The following is a 23,820-nucleotide window of genomic DNA, read 5'->3' on the forward strand; positions in this document are numbered from 1 at the left end:
GGTTGTCGGACCGGGAAATCGTGGGAAGCATCAGGAGAATCGTCCGAGGACCAGTGTGGTCTTCCGAGGGCGACGGGTTACCCGACAGCGGTCCGGTGGACGATGCGAGGAGGGAACCCGTGGACACCATGATGGCGGAGACGGCGGTCGAAGGCTACGTCGTGCTCGACGAGCTGCCGCGTCCGGACGGCAAGCTGACGAAGGAGCAGCTCGACCCGGTCGTGGCGGCGGCGCGCACCGGCGACCCGGACGCGATCCAGGCGCTGTTGCGGCTGATCAAGCCGACGGTCACGCGCTACTGCCGCGCCCGGATCGGCGGGCGCGACCTGTCGTACCTGTCGGCCGACGACGTCGCGCAGGAGGTCTGCCTGGCCGTGCTGAAGGTGCTGCCCGGCTACCAGGACCGCGGCGGCTCGTTCCTGTATCTGGTGCGCGCCATCGCCGCGAACAAGGTCGCCGACGCGTTCCGCTCGGTGGCGCGCGACCGGTCGAAGCCCGTGTCGGAGCTGCCGGACCGGCCGCTGGGCGGCAACGAGCCGGAGAGCCACGTGCTGGACATGGACCTCGGGGCCCGGCTGGGCCGGCTGATGGCGACGCTGCCGCCGCTGCACCAGGAGATCCTGACCCTGCGGATCGTCGTCGGCCTGTCGGCGAACGAGACGGCGGACGCGCTCGGCATCTCCGCCGGCAACGTCCGCATCACGCAGTACCGCGCGCTGACGAAGCTGCGCGGGATGATCCCCGCCGGCGGTCTCTGAGCGTCACTCCAGCCATTCGGTGATGAAGTGGTCGCTCTCGTGGATGTGCACGGCCTCGTAGACGCCGGGGCCGAGCACCGCGAACTTGTGCGCGGTGCCGGCCGGGACGACCAGCACGTCCCCGGCGCCGCCGTCGCGCTCCTCGGCACCGATGGTGAACCGGGCCCGTCCCCGGATGATGACGAACGTCTCGGCGTACGGGTGCCGGTGCAGGCGCGGCCCGGAGCCGACGACGTCGCTGCTTTCGCGGATGACGGAGATCCCGGACCCGACGTCGCGTCCTTCGAAGTTCTCGCTGTCGCTCACCCCGCCAGCGTAGCGCCGGTTCAGCCCACGACGGCCTTCCTCAGCTGGCCGAGGGCCCGGTGCTGGGCCACGCGGACCGCGCCCGCCGTCGAGCCGACCACGTCGGCGGTTTCCTCCGCGGAGAGGCCGACGACCACGCGCAGGACCACGATCTCCCGTTGCTTCTCCGGCAGCACCCGCAGCAGCTTGCCCATGCGCTCGCCCAGTTCGCGCTGCAGCGCGTGGTGCTCGGGGTCCATCGAGGGGTCGGCCTCGTCGGGGATCTCGGCCACCGGTTCGTCGTGCGGTCGCGCGGCGGCCTTGCGGGCGAGGCCGACGTGCTGCCGGGCGATGCCGCACACGAACGCGGGAAGCGACCGTTCCGGTGGCCGCCGGGGAAACGCGCGGAGGACCGCGATGCAGACCTCCTGAGCGACGTCGTCGGCCAGTCCCGCGTCGAGCCGCGCGCGGCAGTAGCGCACGACGAGCGGCCGTGCCGCGACCAGCAGCCGCTCCGGAGCTTCCACTGCGGTGGTCATGGAGTTCCCCTCTTCCGCGTCAGGGAGGGGAACTACCCACTTTCCGCCCGGACATCCCCGCCTGCCGCGAACTCCCCGCTATTTCCGGAAAACCGGTGCCGGGAACGTCGATCCCGTGGCCGGGGTGGCACGCTGGGACCATGACCTTCGGCCTGCACCACGTCCAGCTGGCCATCGAACCGGGCAGCGAAGACCGTTGCCGCGCCTTCTACACCGGCGTCCTCGGCCTGACGGAGATCCCGAAGCCGCCCGCGCTCGCCGGGCGCGGCGGGCTCTGGCTGCAGGCCGGCGGCCTCGAACTCCACCTCGGCGTCGAGCCGGGCTTCAGGCCCGCCCGCAAGGCCCACCCGGGCATCCTCGCCGACGACCTCGACGCACTGGCGGAACGTCTCCACGAGCACGGCGTGGCCGTCGAATGGGACGACGGCTTCCCCGGCCACCGCCGCTTCTACACCCACGACCCGCTCGGCAACCGGCTGGAGTTCCTGACGCCGGCGTGATCGTGCGGTGGTGGCCGAACACCGCCGCGGCGGGGTCAACCCCGGACACTTGTCCGCTTGGTTACGCTGGCGACGTGACCCCGATGCGAGCCGACGCCGAGCAGAACCGTGAGCGGATCCTCGAGGTCGCGCGCGTCGCGCTCAAGGCGTCGAGCGCGGCCTCGCTGCAGTCGATCGCGAAGGCGGCGGGCGTCGGCCAGGGCACGCTCTACCGGCACTTCCCCACGCGTGAAGCGCTGCTGCTGGCCGTCTACCGCCACGACGTCGAGGAACTGATCGACGTGGCCCCGGCGCTGCTGGCCGAGCACCCGCCGGCCGAAGCGCTGCGACAGTGGTTCGAGCGGCTCGCGGCGTACGGCCGGATCAAGCACGGCGTCGGCGAAGCGGTCGAAGCCGCGACGCGCGCCGATCTCTCGGGGGAGTACTACGCGCCGACGTGCGCGGCGATCACGCTCCTGCTGGACGCGGGGAAGCGGGCCGGGACACTGCGGCCGGACGTCGATGCCGAAGATATCCTGCAGCTCGTGGGTTTCCTCTGGCGCACCGATTTCGGGGCCGATCGGGAAGCGCGCACGGCGCATTTGCTGACGCTGGTCCTGGACGGCCTGAAACCGCAGTGATGAGACGACCGACTCATTTCACGGTGAATGAGCCGGTCGTGCCGAATCAGAGGTCCTGCTGCCGGAACGCGTCCAGCACGCGACGCTCCCTTTTGGTCGGCCGGCCGGCGCCGCGGTCGCGCCGGGCGACCGGGATCGCGGTCTCCGGAGGCGGCTTCGGCGTCCGGTCCACGAAGCACGTCGCCGCGTCCGCCGCGCCCACGCGTTTCTGGATCACCCGTACCACGTCGAGGATCCTGGTCGTCCCGGCGATGCGCAGGCGGACTTCGTCGCCCGGCACGACGGTCGTCGCGGGCTTCGCCGGCTTGTCGTTGACGCGCACGTGACCGCCCCGGCACGCCGCCGCGGCGTCCGGGCGGGTCTTGGTCAGCCGGACCGCCCAAAGCCAGCGGTCCACTCGGGTCGACTCCACAGTCGTCCATCATGGCCCATTCAGCGGAATCCTCGCGCAACCCCGGGAGGTTACTCGCGGGTATATGTCGACTTGTCTGCACCACTGAGTTATAACCTGTTCTAATATACCTCAACGGTGAGGACTATCACATGCGTGACGAAACCGTGTGGAGAACAGCATCTGGGGCAGTTTCCCGTCGTCTTTTCATCGCTGGAACTGGTTCTATCTTGGCGGCCGCAGCAGTGGGGAGCCAGGCCGCCGCCAGAGCCGCGTCCGCCACGATCGCCGACGCGGCGCGCGTGCCCGCCCTCGTGATCGGCTCGGGCTACGGCGGCCAGGTCACCGCGCTGCGGCTCGCCGAAGCCGGCATCGACGTGCAGATGGTCGAAATGGGCATGGCCTGGGACACGCCCGGCTCCGACGGCAAGATCTTCGCCAACACGACCACCCCGGACCAGCGCTCGTTCTGGTTGCGCACCAGGACGAAGCAGCCGCTGTCCAACTTCCTCGGGTTCCCGATCGACAAGGACATCCCCAAGTACACGGGCATCCTCGACGCCGAGGAGTTCAGCGGGATCACCGTGTACCAGGGCCGCGGCGTCGGCGGCGGCTCGCTCGTCAACGGCGGCATGGCCGTCACGCCGAAGCGGGAGAACTTCGGCGCGATCCTCCCGACGGTCAACGCCGACGAGATGTACGGCACCTACTACCCGCGCGCCAACTCCGGGCTCGGCGTCGGCCTGATCGACCCGGCCTGGTTCGACTCCGCCGAGTGCTACCAGTACGCGCGCGTCGGCCGGAAGCAGGCGCAGCGGTCCGGGTTCCCGTTCGTGTTCGTGCCGGACGTGTACGACTGGAACTACATGAAGCAGGAACAGGCCAACACCGTGCCGCGCTCGGCGCTGGCCGGGGAAATCCTGTACGGCAACAACTACGGCAAGAAGTCCCTGCAGAAGACCTACCTCCCGAGGATCAAGGCGACCGGCCGCGTCACCATCTCGCCGCTGCACCGCGTGACGTCCGTGACGCCCGCGTCCGGCGGCGGCTACACGGTCGTCATGGACCAGCTGAACACCACCGGCGGGGTGACGGCGACGAAGTCCGTCACGGCGGACAAGGTGTTCTTCGCCGCGGGCAGCGTCGGCACGAGCAAGCTGCTGGTGAAGCTGAAGTCCACCGGCGCGCTGCCGAACCTGAACGGCGAGGTCGGGAAGGGCTGGGGCGACAACGGGAACGTGATGGTCGGGCGGGCCAACCAGATCTGGGACCCGACCGGCAGCCTCCAGTCGTCGATCCCCTGCGGCGGCATCGACAACTGGGCCGCGGGCGGCGCGTTCGCCGAAGTGGCGCCGCTGCCGACCGGGATCGAGACGTGGGCGTCGTTCTACCTGTCGATCACGAAGAACCCGAACCGCGCGCAGTTCACCTACAACCCGGCGACGCAGAACGTCGACCTCAACTGGCAGACGGCGTGGAAGCAGCCGGGGATCGACATGGCGAAGTCCATCTTCGACAAGATCAACGCGAAGGAGGGGACGATCTACCGCACGGATCTCTTCGGCGTGTACAAGATCTGGGGCGACCACCTGACGTACCACCCGCTCGGCGGCGCGGTGCTCGGCAAGGCGACCGACAACTACGGCAGGCTGGCCGGGTACCAGGGCCTGTACGCGATCGACGGGTCCCTGATCCCGGGCAACACGAGCGTCAACCCGTTCGTCACCATTACGGCGCTGGCCGAACGGAACATCGAAAAGATCATCGCGACGGACTTCTAGGGGTCTCCCGCAGCTGGTCGTGAGTGAGAAACAGGGTTAGAACACTGTGTCGAGTTTCAGGACATCGCCGACAGTTGATGTTTCAGGACATCGCGGACACTGACCGGCCTGTCAACCTGGTGACCAGAGCGTCAATGGTGACCATGCGTCGATGGGCAGAGCAGGGTTTTCGATGGATCCTGAGTTCGTCGCCGCGGTCGCCCGGGCCGCCCACGGCGAGAAGATCAACGTGGCACGGTTCTGCCGCGAGCGCCGGCTGTCCCGGGACACCTTCTACAAGTACGTGACCCGCTTCCGGGCCGAAGGCGCCAACGGGTTCACCCGCCGCAGCACCGCCCCGCACCAGCAGCCGACCACGTTCGGACCGCAGGTGGCCGAGGCGGTGCTGCGGACCCGCAAAGAACTCGCCGACCAGGGTCTGGACAACGGCCCGATCTCCATCCGCTGGCACCTGGAAGACACCGGCCGGCTGCCCGCGCCGTCCCCGTCCTCGATCTACCGGATCCTGCGCGCCCACGGCCAGATCACCCCCCAACCCCGCAAGAAACCGAAAACGCGGCGACGGTTCGAATACGCCGACCCCAACGGCTGCTGGCAGATCGACGGCATGGAGCACTACCTCGCCGACGGCACCAAGGTCTGCATCATCCAGATCCTCGACGACCACTCCCGCCTCGACGTCGGCACCTACGCCGCAACCGGCGAGACCACCGCCGACACCTGGGCCGCGCTGCAACACGCCTTCGCCGGCTACGGCCTGCCCGTGAAGCTGCTGTCGGACAACGGACTGGCCTTCACCGGCAAACACCGCGGCTGGATGGTCGAGCTGGAACGCCACCTCGCCGCACTCGGGGTCACCACCATCGCCGCCACCCCACACCACCCCCAGACCTGCGGCAAGGACGAACGCGTCCACCAGACCCTGCAGAAATGGCTCGCCGCACGACCACCCGCGGCCACCCTCACCGACCTGCAAGAACTACTCGAGCAATACCGCACGATCTACAACCATCGTCGCCACCAGAGCCTCGATGGGCAGACACCCCAGCAGCGCTACGACGCTCGCCCGAAAGCCGTTCCAGCTGCTGGTCCTCGCTGCCCGAGCGGCGTGACCACCCGGCCGGTCTCCGCTACCGGAGTGGTTGCCTTCGCCGGATGTTCCATCGTTCTCGGACGTGCCTGGGCCGGCGGCATCGCCACCGTCTACTGGCAAGGCGACCGGGTCACCGTCATGATCGGCGACACCGTCGCCCGCCAGCTCACGCTAGACCGCGCGATACGCTACCAACGCCTCACCAACACCAAACTGTCCGGGAAGTCCTGACACAGATCTGTCCGTGAGGTCCTGAAACAGCACACAGGGTTAGAACACTGTTTCTCACTCACGACTGGTGGGACGGCAGGACGCAGACGGTGTCGATGCCCAGGACGTGGTTGAGGCGGCCGAAAGCGAGCCACGCGCCGAGGCTCATGCTCAGCTCGACGATCTCCTGCTGCGTGTAGTGCTCGGCCATCCGCTTCCAGAAGTCGTCGTCCAGGTTGTGGTGGTCCAGCGTGTACCGCTCGGCGTACTCGGCCGCCAGCCGCGTGCGCTCGTCGAAAAGCTCGGTCGTGCGCCACTCCGTCACCGCGTCCGCGAACTCCGGCTCGACCTTCACGCCGTCGCGCTCGGTGCGCCAGTCGAGGCAGAAGATGCACCCGTTGATCTGGGCGATCCGCAGCCGCGCGGCTTCGAACTCCCGCAGCCCCAGCGTCGTGTGCGCGTAGACCGCCAGCGAGAACTGCGAAGCGGCGATCCCGATGCCGGGCACCATCTCGCCCCACACGTACCCGATCGGGTCCTTGCCCTCGGGGATGTCGATGTTCACGAGCGCCTCCTTCCGAGCTTGCCGGCTGCCGGGCGCAGCGGGACGTCGAGTGCGTCGTAGAGACCGGGTTCCGCTTCGGCCAGCCAGTCGATCGCGCCGACGAGCCGGCCGACGGCGGTCGCGTTGCCGCCCGCCGACCGGTTTTCGCCCTCGTCGGAAGCTTCGACGCTGACCTCGATGCGCGGCCGGCCTTCGATGATCACGCGGTGGGCGCCGTCGCCGCTGGGCGGCGTGGGCCAGTCCGGCGCGCACGACGGGTGGATGCGGGTGACGTGCTCGATGACGATCCGCGCTTCGCCGTCGACGATGCCCTGGACCTCGAACCGCACCGCGCCCTGGGTGCCCTTCTCGAACTCGCCCATGGTCCGCGTGGAGACGGTTTCCTCGAGCGGACGCCGCTGCAGCGTCTCGCGCAGCTCGTCGACTTCGACGCCGAGGCCGCGCGCGATCAGCCGGACCTGCCCGCCCCAGACCATCGACGGCACGCCGGTCATCAGCATCGGCGGGTCGTAGTCCATCGGCTGGCCCATGCCGACCAGGTACCGGACGGAGTCGGGCTGCTCGTAGGTCGAGTAGTCGAAGATCTCCTGGCAGCGGATGACGTCGACGTCGGTGCCGAGCCCGCTGATCAGCAGCGGCAGGACGTCGTTGCCCCAGCCGGGGTCGACGCCGGAGACGAACAGCGAGCCGCCGCCCTCCTTGATCGCGGCCAGCACGGGATCCCGCAGTTCCGGGGGCGCGTTGCGCTGGTCGTAGAGCGGGTAGAGGGCCGGTGTGACGACGACCGCGCCCGTCCCGACCGCGCGGACGATGTCGGCGAGCGCGTCGTCGAACCGGACGTCTCCCGACGCGGCGTAGACGACGGCGCGCGGATTCGCGGCGAGCACGGCTTCGATGTCGTCGGTCGCGGCGACCCCGAGGTCTCCGACCCCCGCCAGCGCGCCGGCGTCCTTGCCGACCTTCGCCGGGTCGTGGACGAGCACCGCGGTCAGTTCCAACGCCGGGTGAGCGTCGACGGCCCGGATCGCTGCCCGGCCGACGTTGCCCGTACCCCACACCACTGTGGCGATCATTTCGCCGAGTTTTCGCCGGTTCGCCCGGGTCCGGAAAGGGATTCGTTCCGGCCAGCGGACCACGAGAAGCCGGGTAGGCTGCAGTGCGTCCGAACGTCGTATCGGAGGGCGCGCCATGACGATCGACCCGAAGCCCCGCAGCCGCACGGTCACCGACGGGATCGAGGCCGCGCCCGCGCGCGGCATGCTCCGCGCCGTCGGGATGGGCGACGGCGACTGGCGCAAGCCGATCATCGGCGTCGCCAGCTCGTGGAACGAGATCACGCCGTGCAACCTGTCCCTGGACCGGCTGGCGCAGGCGTCCAAGGAAGGCGTGCACGCGGCCGGTGGCTACCCGCTTCAGTTCGGCACGATCTCGGTGTCCGACGGCATCTCGATGGGCCACGACGGGATGCACTTCTCGCTCGTGTCGCGGGAGGTCATCGCCGACTCGGTCGAGACCGTGATGCAGGCCGAGCGGCTCGACGGCTCGGTGCTGCTGGCCGGCTGCGACAAGTCGCTGCCGGGCATGCTGATGGCGGCCGCGCGCCTCGACCTGGCCTCGGTGTTCCTCTACGCGGGTACGATCGCCCCCGGCTGGGTGAAGCTGACCGACGGCACCGAGAAGGACGTCACGCTTATCGACGCCTTCGAGGCGGTCGGCGCGTGCCGGGCGGGCCGGCTCGGGACCGCCGACCTGGACCGCATCGAACGCGCCATCTGCCCCGGTGAGGGCGCCTGCGGCGGCATGTACACGGCGAACACGATGGCGTCGGCGGCCGAGGCGATGGGGATGAGCATGCCGGGGTCGGCCGCGCCGCCGTCCGCGGACCGCCGTCGCGACCACTACGCGCACCTTTCGGGGGAAGCTGTGGTCGGGCTGCTCGAGAAGGGCATCACCGCGCGAGACATCCTGACGCGGGAAGCGTTCGAGAACGCCATCACGGTGATCATGGCGCTCGGCGGCTCGACGAACGCCGTGCTGCACCTGCTGGCCATCGCGCACGAGGCGAAGGTTTCGCTGACCCTCGACGACTTCAACCGGGTCGGCGACTGCGTCCCGCACCTGGGCGACCTCAAGCCGTTCGGCAAGTACGTCATGAACGACATCGACCGCCACGGCGGCATCCCGGTGCTGATGAAGGCGCTGCTGGACGAGGGCCTGCTCCACGGCGACGCGCTGACGGTCACCGGCCGGACGGTGGCGGAGAACCTCGCCGAGCTGGACCCCGACCCGATCGACGGCGAGGTCCTGCGCCGGCTGGACAACCCGCTGCACCCGACCGGCGGCATCACCATCCTGCGCGGCTCGCTGGCGCCGGAGGGAGCGGTCGTGAAGTCCGCGGGCTTCGACACGGCCAACTTCGAGGGCCCGGCGCGCGTGTTCGAGCGCGAGCAGGAGGCGATGGCGGCGCTGAACGAAGGCCGGATCTCGGCGGGCGACGTCGTCGTCATCCGCTACGAGGGCCCCAAGGGCGGGCCGGGGATGCGCGAGATGCTCGCGATCACCGCGGCGATCAAGGGCGCCGGACTGGGCCGCGACGTCCTGCTGCTGACCGACGGCCGGTTTTCCGGCGGCACCACGGGCCTGTGCATCGGCCACGTGGCGCCGGAGGCGGTCGACGGAGGCCCGATCGCGTTCGTCCGCGACGGCGACCGGATCGCCGTCGACATCAAGGGCCGCAGCATGGACCTCCTGGTGGACGCGGCCGAGCTGGCGCGGCGCCGCGAGGGCTGGGAGCCGCTGCCGAACAAGTTCCCGGAAGGCGTGCTGGGCAAGTACGCGAAGCTGGTCCGGTCGTCGTCCTACGGCGCCGTGACGAGCTGAGTGCGGGGGTTCGCCGCTGGCGCGCGCTCTATGGCTTCGTCATGAGCTGAACGCGCCGGTGCGACTTTCCGCGCCGGGACCGCGTTGTCGACCCAAGCGGGCGCGAGCATGCCCTGCGGGCCGGTGACGCGTAGCTTCCTAACTTGCGTGACGACCAACAAGTATGTGACAGTGGTGGCATGACCGTCGTCCTCGTGAACGGAAACCCCGAGACCGCCGCGGTCTGGGACCCGCTGTGCGCCGAACTGGACCGCGCCGACGTGCTGCGGCTGTCCCCGCCCGGTTTCGGCGCGCCGGTGCCGGACGGGTTCGCCTGCACGGTGACCGGCTCCCGCGACTGGCTCATCGCGGAGCTCGAAGCGCTCGGCGAGCCCGTCGACCTCGTCGGGCACGACATCGGCGGCAGCATCGTCGTTTCGGTCGCGATGACCCGGCTCGACCTGCTGCGCACCTGGGTCAGCGACTCACTGGGCGTCTTCGACCCGGACTACGTCTGGCACGACCTGGCCCGGCAGTGGCAGACGCCCGGCGACGGCGAGCGATCGGTCGCGGACCTGCTCGGCGGGACGCTCGCCGGCCGCACCGCGCGCATGGTCGGCCGCGGTATCGCCGAGCCGGTCGCGGCCCGGCTGGCCGCCGGGCAAGGCCCCGAGATGGGCCGCGCGATCCTCACGTTCTACCGCTCCGCCGCCCAGCCGGTGATGGCCGAGCTGGGGCGCGCCTTGCCGGCCGCCGCGGCGCGTCCCGGACTCGCCGTGCTCGGGACGGACGACCACTTCGTCGGCTCCGAAGCGCTGCGCCGCCGATCGGCCGAGCGGGCCGGGGCCCGGGTCCTGACCCTGCCCGGGCTCGGGCACTGGTGGATGGTGCAGGATCCCGGCCGCGCCGCCCGCGCGCTCAGCGAGTTCTGGACGTCATGAGAGCGCGCTTGTCCACCTTGCCGACCTCGGTGAGGGGCAGCGCGTCGGCGAAGTCCACGCTCGCCGGGACGTAGTGCTCCTGGCCGAAGACTTCCCGCGCGTGCGCCTTCAGGGCGTCTTCGGTGACTTCGCTCGAGGTGACGACGACGGCGTGCAGCACCTGGCCGTCCTCCGTGGCGAGGCCGAAGACGGCCGCACTCCGGACCGCCGGGTGGGTCTCGAGCGCGTGCTCGACGACGGTCGAGGGCACCTTCGTCCCGTGTTCGCCGACCACGACGACGTCGTCGGCCCGGTCGAGGAGGTAGAGGTAGCCGTCGTCGTCGAAGCGGCCGAGGTCGCCGGTGCGCAGCCAGCCGGCGCCGATCGGTGGGCCGCCGAGGTAACCGTCCATCATGGACAGTCCGCGGACCTCGACTTCGCCGTCTTCGGTGATCCGCCCTTCCATGCCCGGCACGATCCGGCCGACCGAGCCCAGCCGCTCCGGGTGGTCGATCAGCTCGGCCGCGGAGATGCTGGCGATCATCGGGGCTTCGGTGAGGCCGTAGCCCTGGCCGACGACCGGGCCGAAGACGTCGAGGGCCTGGGCGAGCCGATGCGGCGGCAGCGGCGCGGCGCCGAGGGAGAGCGAGCGGACGCTGCCGAGGTCGGTGCTGTCCCGCGCCGGGTGGTCGAGGACGGCGGCCAGGCGCGGTGGCGTCAGGGAAAGCGTGTCGATGCGGTGTTCCTGGATCGCGGCGAGAACCGCGCCGGCGTCGAAGCCGTCCTGGAGCACCACGGTGTCGCGGCGCAGGAGGGCGCCGAGGACGGCGGCGTTGCCGGTCATGTGCGTCATCGGGGCGACGAGCAGCATGCGGCCGGGGCCGGCCGGGTCCGGCGTGAAGATGTACGCCATGCCGTCGTAGATGCCGCTGTGGCGGATGAGCTTCGGAGCGCCGGTGGTGCCGCCGGTGGGGAAGAGGAGATGGACGGTCTCGGGTGGGTCCAGCGGCACGGGTTCGCCGTCGAGGTCGTCGAGGGTGCGGACGTCGCCGCCGGGCCAGTCGTCCGGGCGGTCGGTGACGACGGTGGCGCCCTCGGCTGCGGCGAGCCGGTCCGGCTTCGGCGCGGAGGCCGGGACCATGAGGACGGTCGAGCCGCGCAGGAGTCCGGCGAGCTGGACGAGCAGTGTCTCGGGCCGGTTGCGCAGGTCGACGGCGACGGTCTTTTCGTGCCCGGGCTTTTCGTGCCCGAGGCCGCCGTGCAGCCGGCGCAGCCGAGCGCGGGCCTGGTGGTAGGTCGTGACGCCGTTCTCGTGGTGGAACAGGGGGCGGTCACCGCCGTCGTCGAGCGCGGCGAGCGCTTTCGTCAGGAAGAAGCTCACTCGGCGACGGTACTCAGTGAGGCTGGTCCGGCCGTCACCGTCGCTGGACTTCGCCTGCGGCGGGCGGGCCTCAGTCCTGGTAGGAGAGCTTCGCGAGTTCCTCGTCGAAGTCGAACCAGTCCGTCTCGCTCCCGGCCGGGATGACCTCGTAGGTCCGGTCGAGGAAGGCGGCGATCTCCTTGGCGGGCGCCTCGAGCACGGCGGCGCCGTCGGGGGAGTTGAGTTCGACGACGACCAGCGCGGGGTCGCCGGCGGGCCCGACGCGCACGTCACCGTCGCCGCAGCGGGCGAGCAGGCCGTCGGCGAGCAGGTCGCGCCCGAAGAGCCACCGGACGGCGCTCGGGCCGGCGTGCAGCACCACGGCGACCGCGTAGGGATCGCGGGTGTCGTACTCCAGCTCGGCCGGCACCGGCCGCGGCGCCGCCCCGAAGGTGCGCAGGGCGAAGTCGAAGCTGGCACTGGTCACGCTGTGCGGGTCGGCCATGGGGACCGCCTTTGCTACTCGTCGGTTAACTTCGTCTTGTTCCAGGGATAACCCATAGTGAGTTCAACGCCCAGCGTTCCGAAAAACTTTCACACTCTGGGGTGATCAAGAAGTGTCGGAGGTCACCGTCGGCGTGGCCGAACGGGCAGGTTCTCACGGAGGGTGAGACGACGTTCCCCAAGTCGGTCAATAAGTGAAGTCACTCCACTTCTGGCAGCGCTTCACTTTTGATGCAGGTACACCTCGCGGCCAGCGTCAGGTGAACCCACTGCATTACTGAAGTGACTCAACTTTCGGAGTCGATACGCGACTGGAGTCACTCCGACACTTGAGCCGCTGCGCGCTCTGAGCGCCCGGAGCGCCCGTGGCACCCACCGACTGGCCGCTTGCCCCCGCGACTCAGAACTCGACGCCAGGCTTTCGAAGCCGTCCGGCTCGCGGATGGGTCGAGACGCCGGAGTTGCACCGTCCGGGTGGGAAGCGCCACCCCACACCAGTCCGCGACGCCTTCCAGCCGCGAACGCCTCCTGGAAGCAAGGGTGAGGTGGAGGGTGCCGGGCATGGGTGAGCGTGGACGGCTACGGCTGCATCCGGACGAGGCACCGGTGCCGGGGCCGAGCGCCGAGGAGCTCCTGGGGCGCGTCGCGGCCGGGGACGAACCCGCCTTCGCGGCGCTGTACGACCTCATCGCCGGGCCGGTGCTCGGGCTGGTGACGCGCGTCCTGCGCAACCACGCCCAGGCCGAGGAAGTGGCGCAGGAGGTGCTGGTGGAGGTGTGGCGCAAGGCCACGAGGTACGTCCCGGAGCGCGGCAGCGCGCTGTCGTGGGTGCTGACGATCGCCCACCGCCGGGCCGTGGACCGCGTGCGCTCGCACCAGGCCGTGCTCGACCGCGAGGAGCGGGCGGGCCGGATGGACGTCCGGCGGCCGTTCGACGAGGTCACCGAGTCCACTTTGGCCACTCTCGACCAGCAGCGCGTGCGGCAGTGCCTCGCCGAGCTCACCGATCTCCAGCGCGAGTCCATCGTGCTGGCCTACTACAACGGCTACACCTATCCCGAGGTCGCCGAGGTGCTGAAGGTGGCGCCCGGGACCGTGAAAACCCGCATCCGGGACGGTCTGATCCGGCTGCGTGACTGCCTGGGGGTGGATCGATGACCGCCGAGCTGCACACGCTGACCGGGGCCTACGCGCTGGATGCCGTGTCCGATGTGGAGCGTGCCGGGTTCGAACGGCACCTCGGGGAGTGTGCCGCGTGCCGCCAGGAGGTGGCCGAGCTGCGGGCGACCGGTGCCCGGCTGGGCGCGGCCGAGACCGTGGGGCCGCCGCCCGAGCTGCGAGCGAGGGTGCTCGCCGGCGTCGCCCGCACGCGTCAGCTGCCGCCGAGAGTTCCGGCGCGGCGTGGGGAAAAGCCTCGCCGTGGCAAGGCTTTCGGGCTGCGCGTCGCCCTGTTCGGGGCGGCCGCGGCCGCCGTCGTCGCGGTCGGGGTCGGCGTCGTGACGACGTCCGCGCCGCCGGCTCCGGTCGACTCGGTGCTGTCCGCGCCGGACGCGACCGCGATCCAGGGCGTCGGCGAGGGGCACGCGACCCTGGTCGTCTCACGCAGCCGCAACCAGGCGGTGCTGCTCGCCTCGGACCTCCCCGCGCTCGACGCGGGCCACGTGTACCAGGTGTGGATGATCCGGTCCGGTGAAGCGCAGTCGGCCGGCGTCCTGCAACCGCGGATGCTGATGTCCGACATCCCGCCCGGTACCGACCGGATCGGCATCACCGTCGAGCCCGCCGGCGGGTCCGCGAGCCCGACGACGCCGGCGGTCAGCCGGATCTCCCTGACCTAGCGATCCGACGAGACTGCCGCGAGGACCAAGATTTTCCGGTGCGGTGGGCAATTGCCGGCGGAATCAATTCATCAAACGGTGACCTGAATCACTCGATCGAGTGGCAATCCGGTTCCACTGCAGCCCCGAATCATCCGCAAGAAGAAGTTCACAGCCGCTTTCTTTGGAGTGATTTTCGTGACCAAGCTTCGTGTCGCCGGTATCGGTTTCGCCGCCGTGGCCGCCCTTTCGCTGACCGCGTGCAGCGGCAGCGACACCGCTTCTTCGGGCAGCTCCAGCGCCCCCGCCCCGACTTCGTCGATGGCCGCCCCGTCGTCTTCGGTCGACTCGGCCGCGTCCACCGGCGTGACCACCAACGCCGACGTGTTCGGCCCGGCCTGTTCGCAGCTGCCGCAGGGCTCCGCGCCGGGTTCGCTGGACTCGATGGGCCCGCAGCCCGTCGCGTCGGCGGCGTCGACGAACCCGCTGCTGACCAAGCTGGTCGCGGCCGTGAAGGCGACCAACCTGGTCGACACGCTCAACAGCGCGCCGGCGATCACGGTGTTCGCGCCGGCCGACCCGGCGTTCGCGGCGCTGGGTGACGCGAAGTTCGCCGAGCTGGCGGGCAAGCCGGCGGAGCTGTCGCCGATCCTGCAGTACCACGTGGTCGGCAAGCGGTACGACGCCAAGGGACTCGAGTCGGCCGGCACGCTGGACTCGCTCAACGCCGCGGGTGGGCCGCTGAAGATCGAGGGCTCGGGCGAGAACATGACCGTCAACGGCGCGAAGATCCTGTGCGGCAACATCCCGACGAAGAACGCCACGGTCTTCGTGATCGACAAGGTGCTCACCCCGGGCACCAACAAGTAATTCAGGAATTGCGGCCCAGTTCCGGGCCGAGCCGTTCCGCGAGGTCGGTGAGGATCTGCACGTAGTCTTCGTGTTCGAAGGTGAACGGCAGGGCGAAAGCCACCTCGTCGACCTCGCGGAATGCCGCGTGCGCGTGCAGCCGCTCGGCGATCTCGGCGGAAGTTCCGACGAAGTCGGGGGAGAACAACATCCGCGCCGGGCCCTGGGGTTCCGCGGTGCGGGGAAGCCGTTTCGCCGCGTAGGCCTCGTACTTCGCGCGCTGCTCCGGTGTCGCGGTGTCGGTCGGGATGACGACCAGGCCCTGCGAGACCCGGGCCGCCTCACCGGCCGGGTGGTGCTCGCGGAACGTCCGGATGTGCGACAGCTGGATCTCGGCGAAGTCGGTGCTTTCACCTTCGGCCTTGACCACGCTGCTGGTCAGGAAGTTCATCGCGTGCGCCCCGGCCCACTCGGCCGAGCGCAGGCTCGCACCGCCGTACCAGAGGCGGTCGCCGAGCCCGGGCGCCTGCGGCTGGACCCGGTCGGAGAACACCTCGAAGCCCTGCGTCCCGCTGAACTCGGTGGCCGGCTTGCCGCGCACGAAACCGAGCAGCCGTTCCACGCGGTCGTAGGAGAAGTCCTCGGCGTCGGCGGTGTCCGGGTAGAGGGCTTGCTTGACGTCGTCCCACCGCATCGGCGGACCGACGCTGATCCCGGGGTTGAGCCGGCCGCCGGAGAGCAGGTCGACGGTGGCCAGGTCCTCGGCGAGCCGCAGCGGGTTCTCCCAGCCGAGCGGGATGACGGCGGTCCCGAGGTGGATCCGCCGGGTCCGCTGGGAGGCGGCGGCGAGCACGGCAACGGGCGACGAAATGCCGTGCTGCAGGTGCCGGTGCCGCACCCAGGCGCTGTCGAACCCGAGCTGTTCACCCAGTTCGATGATCTCGAGGATCGACTCGTGCCCCCGCCGCGGGTCAGCGGGGTCGAACAGGCCGATGGTCAGGAAGCCGAGCTTCCGCAGTGGTCGCGACACACCCCGATTTTGCCCCGGGCAGCGGGGCGTCCCACCTGGTGGACTACCGCTCTCGCAGCAGGTCCAGGCCGGCGAGGATGAGGTCCAGGCCGAACTCGAACTCCGCCTGGTCGTCGCACCAGCCCAGGGTCGAATCCGGGTCGTCGTGGGTGATCTCGCTCAGCATTCCCACCAGGTTCGGCAGCTGGGCGGCCAGCTCCGGCGGGACCTCCGCCGATGCCCCCGCGCTCGGGTCGAACAGCTCCTGGCTGAACCCGAGCGCCCGGCTGCCGAGGGCGTGCAGCGCGTGGTGGATCCGGTTGTGCGAGAACCCGCCTTCGTGCATCAGGCCGACCAGGGAGTCGTAGTACTTCAGCACCCCGAGGCTGGTCGACGACCGCGTCTCGAACAGCGCCGGCGCCCAGCGGTGGCGGAGGAACACCTGGCGCGCGGCGAGGATGCGCCGCCGGGCCGTCTGCCGCCAGTCCGGCCCCTTTTCCAGGCGCGCGACGGTCTCGTTGATCTCCTGCGCCACGACCTCGACGATCCCGTCGAGCACGTCTTCCTTCTTGGCCACGTGGTAGTAGAGCGACATCGCCTCGGCGTCGAGCTCCTCCGCGAGGCGGCGCATCGTCACCGCGCGCAGGCCGTGCTCGTCGGCGAGCGCGACGGCCGCGTGCAGCACGCGCTCCCGGCTCAGCGGGGTTCGGGCGTCGGTGGTCACGCCCAAGATCGTACAACGTAAGGCCTCCTTGACCAGGCGACCGCCGCGGAGCTACCTTACAACGTACGACTTACAACGTAAGGGAGACGCGATGAAGGCCCTCGTCCAGCGTGTGTACGGCCCGGCTGACAGCCTGACCTGGGAAGACGTGCCCGATCCCGTGCCCGGCGAAGGCGAGGTGCTGGTCCGGGTGCACGCCACCTCGGTCAACCCGTACGACTGGCACTTCATGAGAGGCGAGCCCCGCATAGCGCGCCTGATGACCGGCGGCTTCGGCCTGCGCCGCCCTCCGGTCGGCGTCCTCGGCTGCGACCTGGCCGGCCGGGTCGAGACGCGGGGTGCGAAGTTCGCCCCCGGCGACGACGTCTACGCGCTGCTGCCGAGGGGTGCCCACGCCGAGTACGTCTGCGTGTCCGAAGATCTGCTGGCGCCGATGCCGGCGAACCTGTCCCACGAGCAGGCGGCGACGCTGCCGATGGCCGCGATGACCGCGCTGGTCTCCTTGCGTGGGGTGGAACCCGGGCAGCGGGTGCTGGTCAACGGCGCTTCCGGCGGCGTCGGCACCTTCGCCGTCCAGCTGGCCAAGGCGCTCGGCGCCCACGTCGACGCCGTGTGTGGTGCGGCCAACGCCGAGCTGATCCGCTCGCTCGGGGCGGACCACGTCGTCGACTACCGGACCGAAGACTTCACCCGCTGCGGGCGCCGCTACGACTTCGTCCTGGACATCGCCGGTGGCCGGTCGGTCTTCGCCTGCCGCCGGGTGCTGGAGCGCGACGGGACGTTCGTCGCCGTCGGCGGTCCGGCCGGGCGCTGGCTGCAGCCCGCCGGGCACGTCTTCGCCGCGCTGGCCTCGGGCCCGTTCGCGCGACGGCGCGTGGTGCTCGCCGACGCGGTGGGCTGCCGGGACAAGGCGGCGGTCCTGGGTGAGCTGGCCGCGTTCGCCGAGCGCGGCGCGCTCACGCCCGTCGTCGACCGGACCTACCCGTTCGACGACCTGCGTGCCGCGTTCGCCTATCAGGAAGCCGGGCACGCCAAGGGAAAGGTGATCGTCACCCTCGGCGTGCCCGGCTGACCGGTCAGCCGTGGTGCGGGCAGGTGCCGCGGTAGTCCGAAATGGACAGGCTGGTGCCCGGGATCGGGCAGAGGAACTGTTCGTAGCGGGTGTCGTTGTCGATGAACCGCTTGAGCCACGACAGGGTGTACTTCGCGATCGTCGTGTTCGACGAGTTGGGGGCGAAGTGGCTGGCGCCGCGCAGTTCGAGGTACGCCTTGTCCAAAGAGGACGGCAGGCTGGTGTAGAACGGGATCGAGTGCGTGGCCACCGGGGCGACGGTGTCCGACTGCGCCCCGACGACGAGCGTCGGCACACTGACCGTTGACCAGTTCTTCGTGAGGTTCCAGCCGGTCAGCGGGATCGCGGCCTGCAGTGACGGCCGGGAGCGTGCCGCTTCGAGCGTGCCGCCCCCGCCCATCGAGTGCCCGACCACGCCGAGGCGGCTGCTGTCGATGCGTGAGCGGACGCTGCTCTGCTGGGTGAGGTAGTCGAGCGAGGCCAGCAGCTGCCGGCCGCGGCTGTCGGGCTGGTCGCTGGTGGTCAGCGTGTCGATCGTGAAGACGACGAAGCCCTGCGACGCGAGCCGCGGGCCCAGCCAGGCGATGCTCGACTGGAGCGCGGTGAAGCCGGGCGCGATCGAGATCGCCCCGAACGTGCCGGCGGTCGTGCTCGTCGGGTAGTAGATGGTGCCGCCGCCGAAGCCGGAGACGGCCAGCCGCGACACGGTGACGGTGCTGGTGGCGAAGCTGCCGCGCGAGGCTTCGATGCTGGCGGTGGTCGGGTCGGGGCCGCGTTCGTAGGGGTTCGCGGCGGCGGGCGCCGGAGCGGCGACCCCGGTGGTCAGCGCGAGTGCGGCCAGGACGACCCCGGCAGCTTTGGCGCGCCACCCCCGGTGGCGGGAAACTTTCTCACCCGAGCCAGACGACGTCGGCGGGCTGGTGAGTACGGACATGGATCGCTCTCTTTCCCCGGGCAGGCGAAAGCGCGCCCGGACACAGGCGGGCGGATCGATGGAACCGTTGCACGGCAACGAAGGACGTGCCGCGTGCGGGATGCGGGGTAACGCTTTCCCGTGCTGCTATGAAACACTTCGGGCAAATGTTCCACAACACCCGAACGGGTGAGTAGCTGACCGACTGTGCGCTTGCTCAGTGGGCCGGGGTCGTCCCTGCGGGTGGCGAGTCAGCGCACCGCGGCCGGCTCCAGAGCACCGCGCACCAACGTGTCCAGCAACGTCGTCGCGACCTTGAGGTCCACCGTCCGCGCCGCGAGCACGTCCGAGTAGAGGAACGACTCGCCCAGCCGGACCACCGCGAACGCCAGGTCCGGCAGTCCCACCAGCGGCGTCAGCCCCGCCACTGTGGCGTCCGCGCGGAACAGCTCCACGTGGGCGTCGACGAGAGCGGGCTGGACGGCGCCGCGCGGGTCGGTCAGCACGCGCAACGCCACCGTCGACTCGGCCTCGATCAGCTTGCGCATCCCCTCGCTGCCCGCGACCTCGCGCCGGTACTCCTCCATCACCCACAGGCACCGCAGCCGGCCTTCGGGAGTGCGGACCGCGTCGCCGTGGGCCGCGCGCCACCGGTCGAGCGCGCGCTGCCACGTCCGGTCGGAGAGGAACCGCAGCCCCGCGCCCATCACGTCGTCGCGGTTGCCGGCGCGGCGGAAGAACGTCGTGCGCGAGATCCCCAGCTCGGCGGCCATCCGGCCGAGGTCGAGGCGGGTTCCGGCGACCAGCAGCCGCGCCGCGTGGCGGACGATGTCGTCGGTCGAGACGGTCACCGGCCCACCCTAGCCGCGGGGCGGCGCAGGTCGCCGACGGTTACCTTGAAGTGCGTGCCACCGCGTGGTTAGCGTGGTGGGGTGCGCGTAGACATCTGGTCCGATCTCGTCTGTCCCTGGTGCTATCTCGGCAAGCGCCGCTTCGAGCAGGCGGTCGCCGAGCTCGGGGCCGACGTCGAGGTCGTGCACCACTCGTTCCAGCTCGACCCGTCGTTCCCGCGCGGGGCCTCCCGGCCGACGCGCGAGGTGCTGTCCGAAAAGTACGGCCGGACGCTCGAAGAAGCCGACGCGATGGAAGCGCAGATGGAGCAGCGCGCGGCCGCCGACGGTCTCGAGTACCACCTCGACGGTGTCCACATGGGAAACACCGTCGACGGCCACCGCCTGGTGCACCTCGCTCGCGAGCGCGGGCTGGCCGACGCCGTCGTCGACCGGTTCTACCGCGCGCACTTCACCGAACGCCGCTCGCTGTTCGACCGTGACTCGCTGGTGGAGCTGGCCGCCGAAGCCGGGCTCGACGCGGCCGAGGCCCGCGCGGTGCTCGAGTCGGACGCCTACGAAGCGGAAGTCGAGGCGGACGGCGAGCAGGCGCGGGCCCTCGGCGCGACCGGGGTGCCGTTCTTCGTGGTCGACCAGCGGTTCGGCGTCGCCGGCGCCCAGTCGCCCGAGGTGTTCACCCAGGTGCTGCAGCGCGCGCTGGAGTCCGCGGCGAGCTAGCGGCGGCGACGGCTGCGGCTGAACCGCGACCGGTCGGTGGCGACGCCGGCCAGGTGCAGGGCGACGCACAGCAGCCCGGCGGTGGTGAGGGTGCCGGTGGTGATGATCGGGCCCAGGCCGAACCCGGCCAGCTCCATGAGCAGGGCGAGCCCGAAGAGCACGGCGGCGAGGATGGCGAGCATGACGCCTCGTTTCTGCGGTGGTGCGCCGAATGGTCCACACCACTGCGACATTCGCAGGACCGGCGGTCCCGGCTTGGTGGCCAGTAATGCCCCGGCTTCCGCCCGCTGAAACGAAAAGGCCGATTCGCGCACTGGGGGGATTGGGTCGTGTACCCGGAGATCGCGTGCCGGGAGGGTCGGGTCGCGTACTGAGACGGGTCGGCTTGCGTACCTAGCGAGTCAGGTCGCGTGCCTGGACGGTCGGCCCGCGTACCTGGAGGGCCGCCATCGCCGACGGCATCCGAAGCGCCCGCCGCAGGGGCGCCCCCCCGTTTTCTACTTTACCGGCCGGCACCGACACTTTCGGTCCGCCGCCGCACGGCCCGTGGTCAGGCCGGTGGGGGTGCCGTGCTCGAACGGATGATCAGCTCCGTCGGCACCGTCACCGGCTCGCCCACCTCCGCGCCCGTCTCGATCTCCGCCAGCAGGGCCGCCACCGCGTGCCGGCCCACCGCCTCGAACGACTGGCGGATCGTCGTCAGGGGCGGCCAGTAGCACGCCGACTCCTCCATGTCGTCGAAGCCGACCACGCTGACCTCGCCCGGGACCGCCCGGCCCGTCTCGTGCAACGCGCGCAGCAATCCCAGCGCCATCTGGTCGTTCGCCACGAACACCGCGGTCACCGAGGGGTCGGCCGCCAGCGTCAGACCCGCCTCGTAGCCCGACGCCGGGGACCAGTCGCCGACGAACACCGGGGGGACGAACGCGCCCGCCAGCTCCAGTGTCGCTCGCCAGGACTTGCGGCGGCGCTCGGCCGAATACGACTGCGGGGGCCCCGCGATGTGCCACACCGTGGCGTGCCCCAGTGAAAGCAGGTGCCGGGTCGCCGTGGCCGCGCCGTCGGCCTGGTCCGTGTCGACCACCGGGTAGTCGTAGCGGGCACTCGAATCGATGACCACCACCGGAAGCCCGTGCGGCAGCTCGATTTCGCTCTGGTCGAGCTGGTGCTGCTCGATCAGGATGATGACGCCGTCGACGGCCTGCTCGTTCAGCTTGCTGAACGCCCCCGCCACTTCGCCCTGCGTCGGGCGCGTCACCGGCATCAGGATGATCGAGAACCCCTCCGGGACGACCGCCGCCGCGATGGCGTCGAGCGTGCGGCTGTTGCCGAACGTCGGCAGCGCCGAAATGATCACGCCGATGCTGCGGAACTTGCCGTTGCGCAACGCGCGCGCCGCGCTGTTGGGGCGGTAGCCGACCCGGCGCATCGCGGCGAGGACGCGCTCGCGGGTCGCGTCGTCCACATTGGTCTTGCCGTTCGCGACGCGCGAGACCGTCTGGCCGGACACGCCCGCCTCGCGGGCCACGTCCGCCATCGACGGTCCTCGACGCGGGGCTGCAGCCGGCACGAGTACTCCTCAGAGGGTGTCCTGGACATGTTTACGTCAACACGTTACCCTCCGACCGTCCATGTTGACGTAAACATCTGCAACACCGGAGAGACGATGACGTCCACAGCGGCTCCGCCCGTCCCGGTGCCGGCCCGTCCGGCGCCGCCGGTCCGCCGTCCGCGGCGGAAATGGCGAGGCTGGCTCTTCGTCGCCCCCTTCATGCTGGTGTTCGCGCTGACGTTCATCGCCCCCGTGGTCTACGCGTTCGTCCTCAGCCTCTACCGCGACCAGGCCTTCTTCGGCGGCACGGTGTTCGTCGGCGCCGACAACTACGCGCAGGTGCTCGGCGACCCGAAGTTCTGGGAAGCCTTCCAGCGGGTACTGGTGTTCCTCGCCGTGCAGGTGCCGATCATGCTGCTGCTCGCGCTGGTCGCGGCGCTGGCGATCGACAGCGCCCGGCTGCACGCCGCCGGGTTCTTCCGGGTCGTGATCTTCCTGCCGTACGCCGTGCCCGCCGTCGTCGCCGCACTGATGTGGGGCTTCATCTACGGTGACCACTTCGGACTCGCGGCCGACTTCAACCACCTGTTCGGCACCGCGGTGGCGCCGTTGTCGCCGAGTTGGCTGCTCACGTCGATCGGGAACGTCGTCACGTGGGAGTTCGCGGGCTACAACATGCTCATCTTCTACTCCGCGCTGAAGGTGATCCCCAAGGAACTGTTCGAGGCGGCCGCGATCGACGGCGCCGGCACGTTCCGCACCATCCTGTCCGTCAAGCTCCCGGCGATCCGGGGCGCCATCGTGGTCGCGACGATCTTCTCGATCATCGGCAGCTTCCAGCTGTTCAACGAGCCGAACATCATGCGCAACCTGGTACCGAACACGATCGGCACCTTCTACACGCCGAACATGTACGCCTACAACCTTTCCTTCAACGGGCAGCAGTACAACTACTCCGCCACCGTCGCGATCGTGATGGGCGTGATCACCGCGGTCATCGCCTACGTCGTGCAGCTGCGCGGCTCCCGGAAGGAGATGTGACGTGGCGGTCTCTTCGATGACCCGGTTCTCGGTGACCAAACCCCGCAAGTCGCGTGTCCTCACCGGCTTCATGGCGCTGTACCTGGTCTACACCCTGGTTCCCCTGGTGTGGCTGGTGATCAACGCGAGCAAGACCCAGCCCGCGCTGTTCTCGACGTCGGGCCTGTCCTTCGGCGGTCCGTTCGCGCTGTTCGACAACATCGGCCAGACGTTCACCTACAACAACGGGATCTTCTTCCGCTGGCTCGGGAACACCCTGCTGTACGTCGTGGTCGGCGCCGGTGGCGCGACGATCCTCGCGACGGCGGCGGGCTACGGGCTGGCCAAGTACCGCTTCCCGGGCCGCCGCTCGGTGTTCGCCGTCGTCCTCGGGGCGGTGGCCGTGCCGCCGACCGCGCTGGCCGTGCCGACGTTCCTGATGTTCAGCAAGCTCGGGCTGACCAACACGCCGCTGGCGGTCCTCATCCCGTCGCTGATCAGCCCGTTCGGCCTGTACCTGATCTGGGTCTACGCCGCCGACGCCATCCCGGACGAGCTGCTGGAAGCGGCGCGGATCGACGGCGCGGGCGAGCTCCGGATCTTCCTCACCGTGACGCTGCGCCAGCTGATTCCCGGGATCATCACCGTCGCGCTGTTCACGATGGTGCAGACGTGGAACAACTACTTCCTGCCGCTGATCATGCTCAGCGAACCGAAGTGGTACCCGCTGACCGTCGGGCTCAACCAGTGGAGCGCCCAGGCCAACGGGGCCGGCGCCCAGCCGATCTTCAACCTGGTCCTCACCGGGTCGTTGCTCACCATCATCCCCCTGGTCGTCGCTTTCCTGCTCATGCAACGGTTCTGGCAATCGGGCCTGAGCGCCGGCAGCGTCAAGCAGTGAATTTCCACCG

The 23,820-nt window shown here is 70.2% G+C and carries 27 protein-coding genes; 14 read left to right on the top strand and 13 right to left on the bottom strand.

The features are described from left to right. Positions 1-128: 128 nt before the first annotated feature. Positions 129-758 carry an RNA polymerase sigma factor ShbA gene (gene shbA / locus AA23TX_RS05770; protein WP_196425415.1) on the top strand — a complete coding sequence of 210 codons (630 nt, stop codon included), beginning with the start codon at positions 129-131 and terminating at the stop codon, positions 756-758. Between the two features lie 3 nt (positions 759-761). Here shbA and AA23TX_RS05775 read toward each other — a convergent pair whose 3' ends face one another. Together AA23TX_RS05775 and AA23TX_RS05780 are read right to left on the bottom strand one after the other, a co-directional pair. Then, positions 762-1,064 (bottom strand): cupin domain-containing protein, encoded by a 303-nt coding sequence (locus tag AA23TX_RS05775; RefSeq protein WP_155541539.1) that lies wholly within the window; start codon positions 1,062-1,064, stop codon positions 762-764. Between the two features lie 20 nt (positions 1,065-1,084). Beyond that, positions 1,085-1,582: a sigma-70 family RNA polymerase sigma factor gene (locus tag AA23TX_RS05780; RefSeq protein WP_155541540.1), complete on the bottom strand. Its 498-nt coding sequence runs from the start codon at positions 1,580-1,582 to the stop codon at positions 1,085-1,087. Between the two features lie 140 nt (positions 1,583-1,722). Between AA23TX_RS05780 and AA23TX_RS05785 the strand changes: the two genes are divergently transcribed. Beyond that, a complete protein-coding gene (locus AA23TX_RS05785; RefSeq protein ID WP_155541541.1) occupies positions 1,723-2,082 on the top strand; it encodes a VOC family protein in 360 nt (119 codons plus the stop codon). 83 nt (positions 2,083-2,165) lie between these two features. Further along, positions 2,166-2,702: a TetR/AcrR family transcriptional regulator gene (locus AA23TX_RS05790; protein WP_155544278.1), complete on the top strand. Its 537-nt coding sequence runs from the start codon at positions 2,166-2,168 to the stop codon at positions 2,700-2,702. Between the two features lie 46 nt (positions 2,703-2,748). Here AA23TX_RS05790 and AA23TX_RS05795 read toward each other — a convergent pair whose 3' ends face one another. Continuing rightward, on the bottom strand, positions 2,749-3,099 hold the full coding sequence (locus AA23TX_RS05795) for an RNA-binding S4 domain-containing protein (RefSeq protein ID WP_155541542.1): 351 nt from the start codon (positions 3,097-3,099) through the stop codon (positions 2,749-2,751). Positions 3,100-3,323: 224 nt separating this feature from the next. Between AA23TX_RS05795 and AA23TX_RS05800 the strand changes: the two genes are divergently transcribed. Together AA23TX_RS05800 and AA23TX_RS05805 are read left to right on the top strand one after the other, a co-directional pair. Further along, positions 3,324-4,874 (top strand): GMC oxidoreductase, encoded by a 1,551-nt coding sequence (locus tag AA23TX_RS05800; RefSeq protein ID WP_230862358.1) that lies wholly within the window; start codon positions 3,324-3,326, stop codon positions 4,872-4,874. 172 nt (positions 4,875-5,046) lie between these two features. After that, complete coding sequence (locus tag AA23TX_RS05805) at positions 5,047-6,198, top strand: IS481 family transposase (protein WP_155541544.1); 1,152 nt, start codon at positions 5,047-5,049, stop codon at positions 6,196-6,198. Positions 6,199-6,256: 58 nt separating this feature from the next. Here AA23TX_RS05805 and AA23TX_RS05810 read toward each other — a convergent pair whose 3' ends face one another. Together AA23TX_RS05810 and AA23TX_RS05815 are read right to left on the bottom strand one after the other, a co-directional pair. After that, a complete protein-coding gene (locus tag AA23TX_RS05810) occupies positions 6,257-6,742 on the bottom strand; it encodes a carboxymuconolactone decarboxylase family protein (RefSeq protein WP_155541545.1) in 486 nt (161 codons plus the stop codon). Further along, complete coding sequence (locus AA23TX_RS05815) at positions 6,739-7,815, bottom strand: NAD(P)H-dependent amine dehydrogenase family protein (RefSeq protein WP_155541546.1); 1,077 nt, start codon at positions 7,813-7,815, stop codon at positions 6,739-6,741. Before AA23TX_RS05815 ends, AA23TX_RS05810 begins: the two co-directional genes overlap by 4 nt. Positions 7,816-7,930: 115 nt before the next feature. Here AA23TX_RS05815 and ilvD point away from each other — a divergent pair, with 115 nt between their 5' ends. Both ilvD and AA23TX_RS05825 read left to right on the top strand, forming a co-directional pair. After that, positions 7,931-9,622 (top strand): dihydroxy-acid dehydratase, encoded by a 1,692-nt coding sequence (gene ilvD / locus AA23TX_RS05820; protein WP_155541547.1) that lies wholly within the window; start codon positions 7,931-7,933, stop codon positions 9,620-9,622. A 179-nt stretch (positions 9,623-9,801) separates the two neighbouring features. Next, a complete protein-coding gene (locus tag AA23TX_RS05825) occupies positions 9,802-10,542 on the top strand; it encodes an alpha/beta fold hydrolase (protein ID WP_155541548.1) in 741 nt (246 codons plus the stop codon). On the opposite strand, the gene AA23TX_RS05830 is transcribed toward AA23TX_RS05825, so the two are convergent. Together AA23TX_RS05830 and AA23TX_RS05835 are read right to left on the bottom strand one after the other, a co-directional pair. Next, positions 10,520-11,902 (bottom strand): class I adenylate-forming enzyme family protein, encoded by a 1,383-nt coding sequence (locus AA23TX_RS05830; RefSeq protein WP_155541549.1) that lies wholly within the window; start codon positions 11,900-11,902, stop codon positions 10,520-10,522. The two genes, AA23TX_RS05825 and AA23TX_RS05830, sit on opposite strands and share 23 nt — an antisense overlap. A 70-nt stretch (positions 11,903-11,972) precedes the next feature. Then, on the bottom strand, positions 11,973-12,386 hold the full coding sequence (locus tag AA23TX_RS05835; RefSeq protein ID WP_155541550.1) for an SsgA family sporulation/cell division regulator: 414 nt from the start codon (positions 12,384-12,386) through the stop codon (positions 11,973-11,975). A 560-nt stretch (positions 12,387-12,946) separates the two neighbouring features. On the opposite strand from AA23TX_RS05835, the gene sigK reads away from it, so the two are divergent. From sigK to AA23TX_RS05850, 3 genes are all read left to right on the top strand, one after another. After that, positions 12,947-13,543 (top strand): ECF RNA polymerase sigma factor SigK, encoded by a 597-nt coding sequence (sigK, locus tag AA23TX_RS05840; RefSeq protein ID WP_155541551.1) that lies wholly within the window; start codon positions 12,947-12,949, stop codon positions 13,541-13,543. Beyond that, a complete protein-coding gene (locus AA23TX_RS05845; protein ID WP_155541552.1) occupies positions 13,540-14,223 on the top strand; it encodes an anti-sigma factor in 684 nt (227 codons plus the stop codon). Before sigK ends, AA23TX_RS05845 begins: the two co-directional genes overlap by 4 nt. A gap of 177 nt (positions 14,224-14,400) precedes the next feature. Continuing rightward, entirely contained in the window at positions 14,401-15,072 is a 672-nt protein-coding gene (locus AA23TX_RS05850; protein WP_155541553.1) for a fasciclin domain-containing protein, read from the top strand. Position 15,073: 1 nt separating this feature from the next. Here the strand turns inward: AA23TX_RS05850 and AA23TX_RS05855 are convergent, their stop codons facing one another. Both AA23TX_RS05855 and AA23TX_RS05860 read right to left on the bottom strand, forming a co-directional pair. After that, the gene (locus tag AA23TX_RS05855; RefSeq protein ID WP_155541554.1) at positions 15,074-16,081 is read right to left on the bottom strand and encodes an LLM class flavin-dependent oxidoreductase; all 1,008 of its coding nucleotides are present in this window, start codon (positions 16,079-16,081) and stop codon (positions 15,074-15,076) included. Positions 16,082-16,124: 43 nt separating this feature from the next. Next, positions 16,125-16,784 (bottom strand): TetR/AcrR family transcriptional regulator C-terminal domain-containing protein, encoded by a 660-nt coding sequence (locus AA23TX_RS05860; protein ID WP_155541555.1) that lies wholly within the window; start codon positions 16,782-16,784, stop codon positions 16,125-16,127. Positions 16,785-16,875: 91 nt separating this feature from the next. Here AA23TX_RS05860 and AA23TX_RS05865 point away from each other — a divergent pair, with 91 nt between their 5' ends. After that, positions 16,876-17,856: an NAD(P)-dependent alcohol dehydrogenase gene (locus AA23TX_RS05865; RefSeq protein WP_155541556.1), complete on the top strand. Its 981-nt coding sequence runs from the start codon at positions 16,876-16,878 to the stop codon at positions 17,854-17,856. A 4-nt stretch (positions 17,857-17,860) separates the two neighbouring features. Here the strand turns inward: AA23TX_RS05865 and bdeA are convergent, their stop codons facing one another. Then, the gene (gene bdeA, locus AA23TX_RS05870) at positions 17,861-18,790 is read right to left on the bottom strand and encodes a bis(hydroxyethyl) terephthalate hydrolase (RefSeq protein ID WP_155541557.1); all 930 of its coding nucleotides are present in this window, start codon (positions 18,788-18,790) and stop codon (positions 17,861-17,863) included. 230 nt (positions 18,791-19,020) lie between these two features. Next, on the bottom strand, positions 19,021-19,620 hold the full coding sequence (locus AA23TX_RS05875; RefSeq protein ID WP_155541558.1) for a QsdR family transcriptional regulator: 600 nt from the start codon (positions 19,618-19,620) through the stop codon (positions 19,021-19,023). A gap of 93 nt (positions 19,621-19,713) precedes the next feature. Here AA23TX_RS05875 and AA23TX_RS05880 point away from each other — a divergent pair, with 93 nt between their 5' ends. Beyond that, complete coding sequence (locus tag AA23TX_RS05880) at positions 19,714-20,337, top strand: DsbA family oxidoreductase (protein ID WP_155544279.1); 624 nt, start codon at positions 19,714-19,716, stop codon at positions 20,335-20,337. Here AA23TX_RS05880 and AA23TX_RS05885 read toward each other — a convergent pair. Together AA23TX_RS05885 and AA23TX_RS05890 are read right to left on the bottom strand one after the other, a co-directional pair. Continuing rightward, entirely contained in the window at positions 20,334-20,519 is a 186-nt protein-coding gene (locus AA23TX_RS05885; protein ID WP_155541559.1) for a hypothetical protein, read from the bottom strand. The two genes, AA23TX_RS05880 and AA23TX_RS05885, sit on opposite strands and share 4 nt — an antisense overlap. A 368-nt stretch (positions 20,520-20,887) precedes the next feature. Next, entirely contained in the window at positions 20,888-21,874 is a 987-nt protein-coding gene (locus AA23TX_RS05890; protein WP_196425193.1) for a LacI family DNA-binding transcriptional regulator, read from the bottom strand. A gap of 129 nt (positions 21,875-22,003) precedes the next feature. Between AA23TX_RS05890 and AA23TX_RS05895 the strand changes: the two genes are divergently transcribed. Continuing rightward, the gene (locus tag AA23TX_RS05895; RefSeq protein ID WP_196425194.1) at positions 22,004-22,930 is read left to right on the top strand and encodes a carbohydrate ABC transporter permease; all 927 of its coding nucleotides are present in this window, start codon (positions 22,004-22,006) and stop codon (positions 22,928-22,930) included. A 16-nt stretch (positions 22,931-22,946) separates the two neighbouring features. Then, a complete protein-coding gene (locus AA23TX_RS05900; protein ID WP_155544280.1) occupies positions 22,947-23,810 on the top strand; it encodes a carbohydrate ABC transporter permease in 864 nt (287 codons plus the stop codon). Positions 23,811-23,820 lie beyond the last annotated feature (10 nt).

This window comes from Amycolatopsis camponoti (assembly GCF_902497555.1).
GTDB classification, from domain to species: Bacteria; Actinomycetota; Actinomycetes; order Mycobacteriales; family Pseudonocardiaceae; genus Amycolatopsis; species Amycolatopsis camponoti.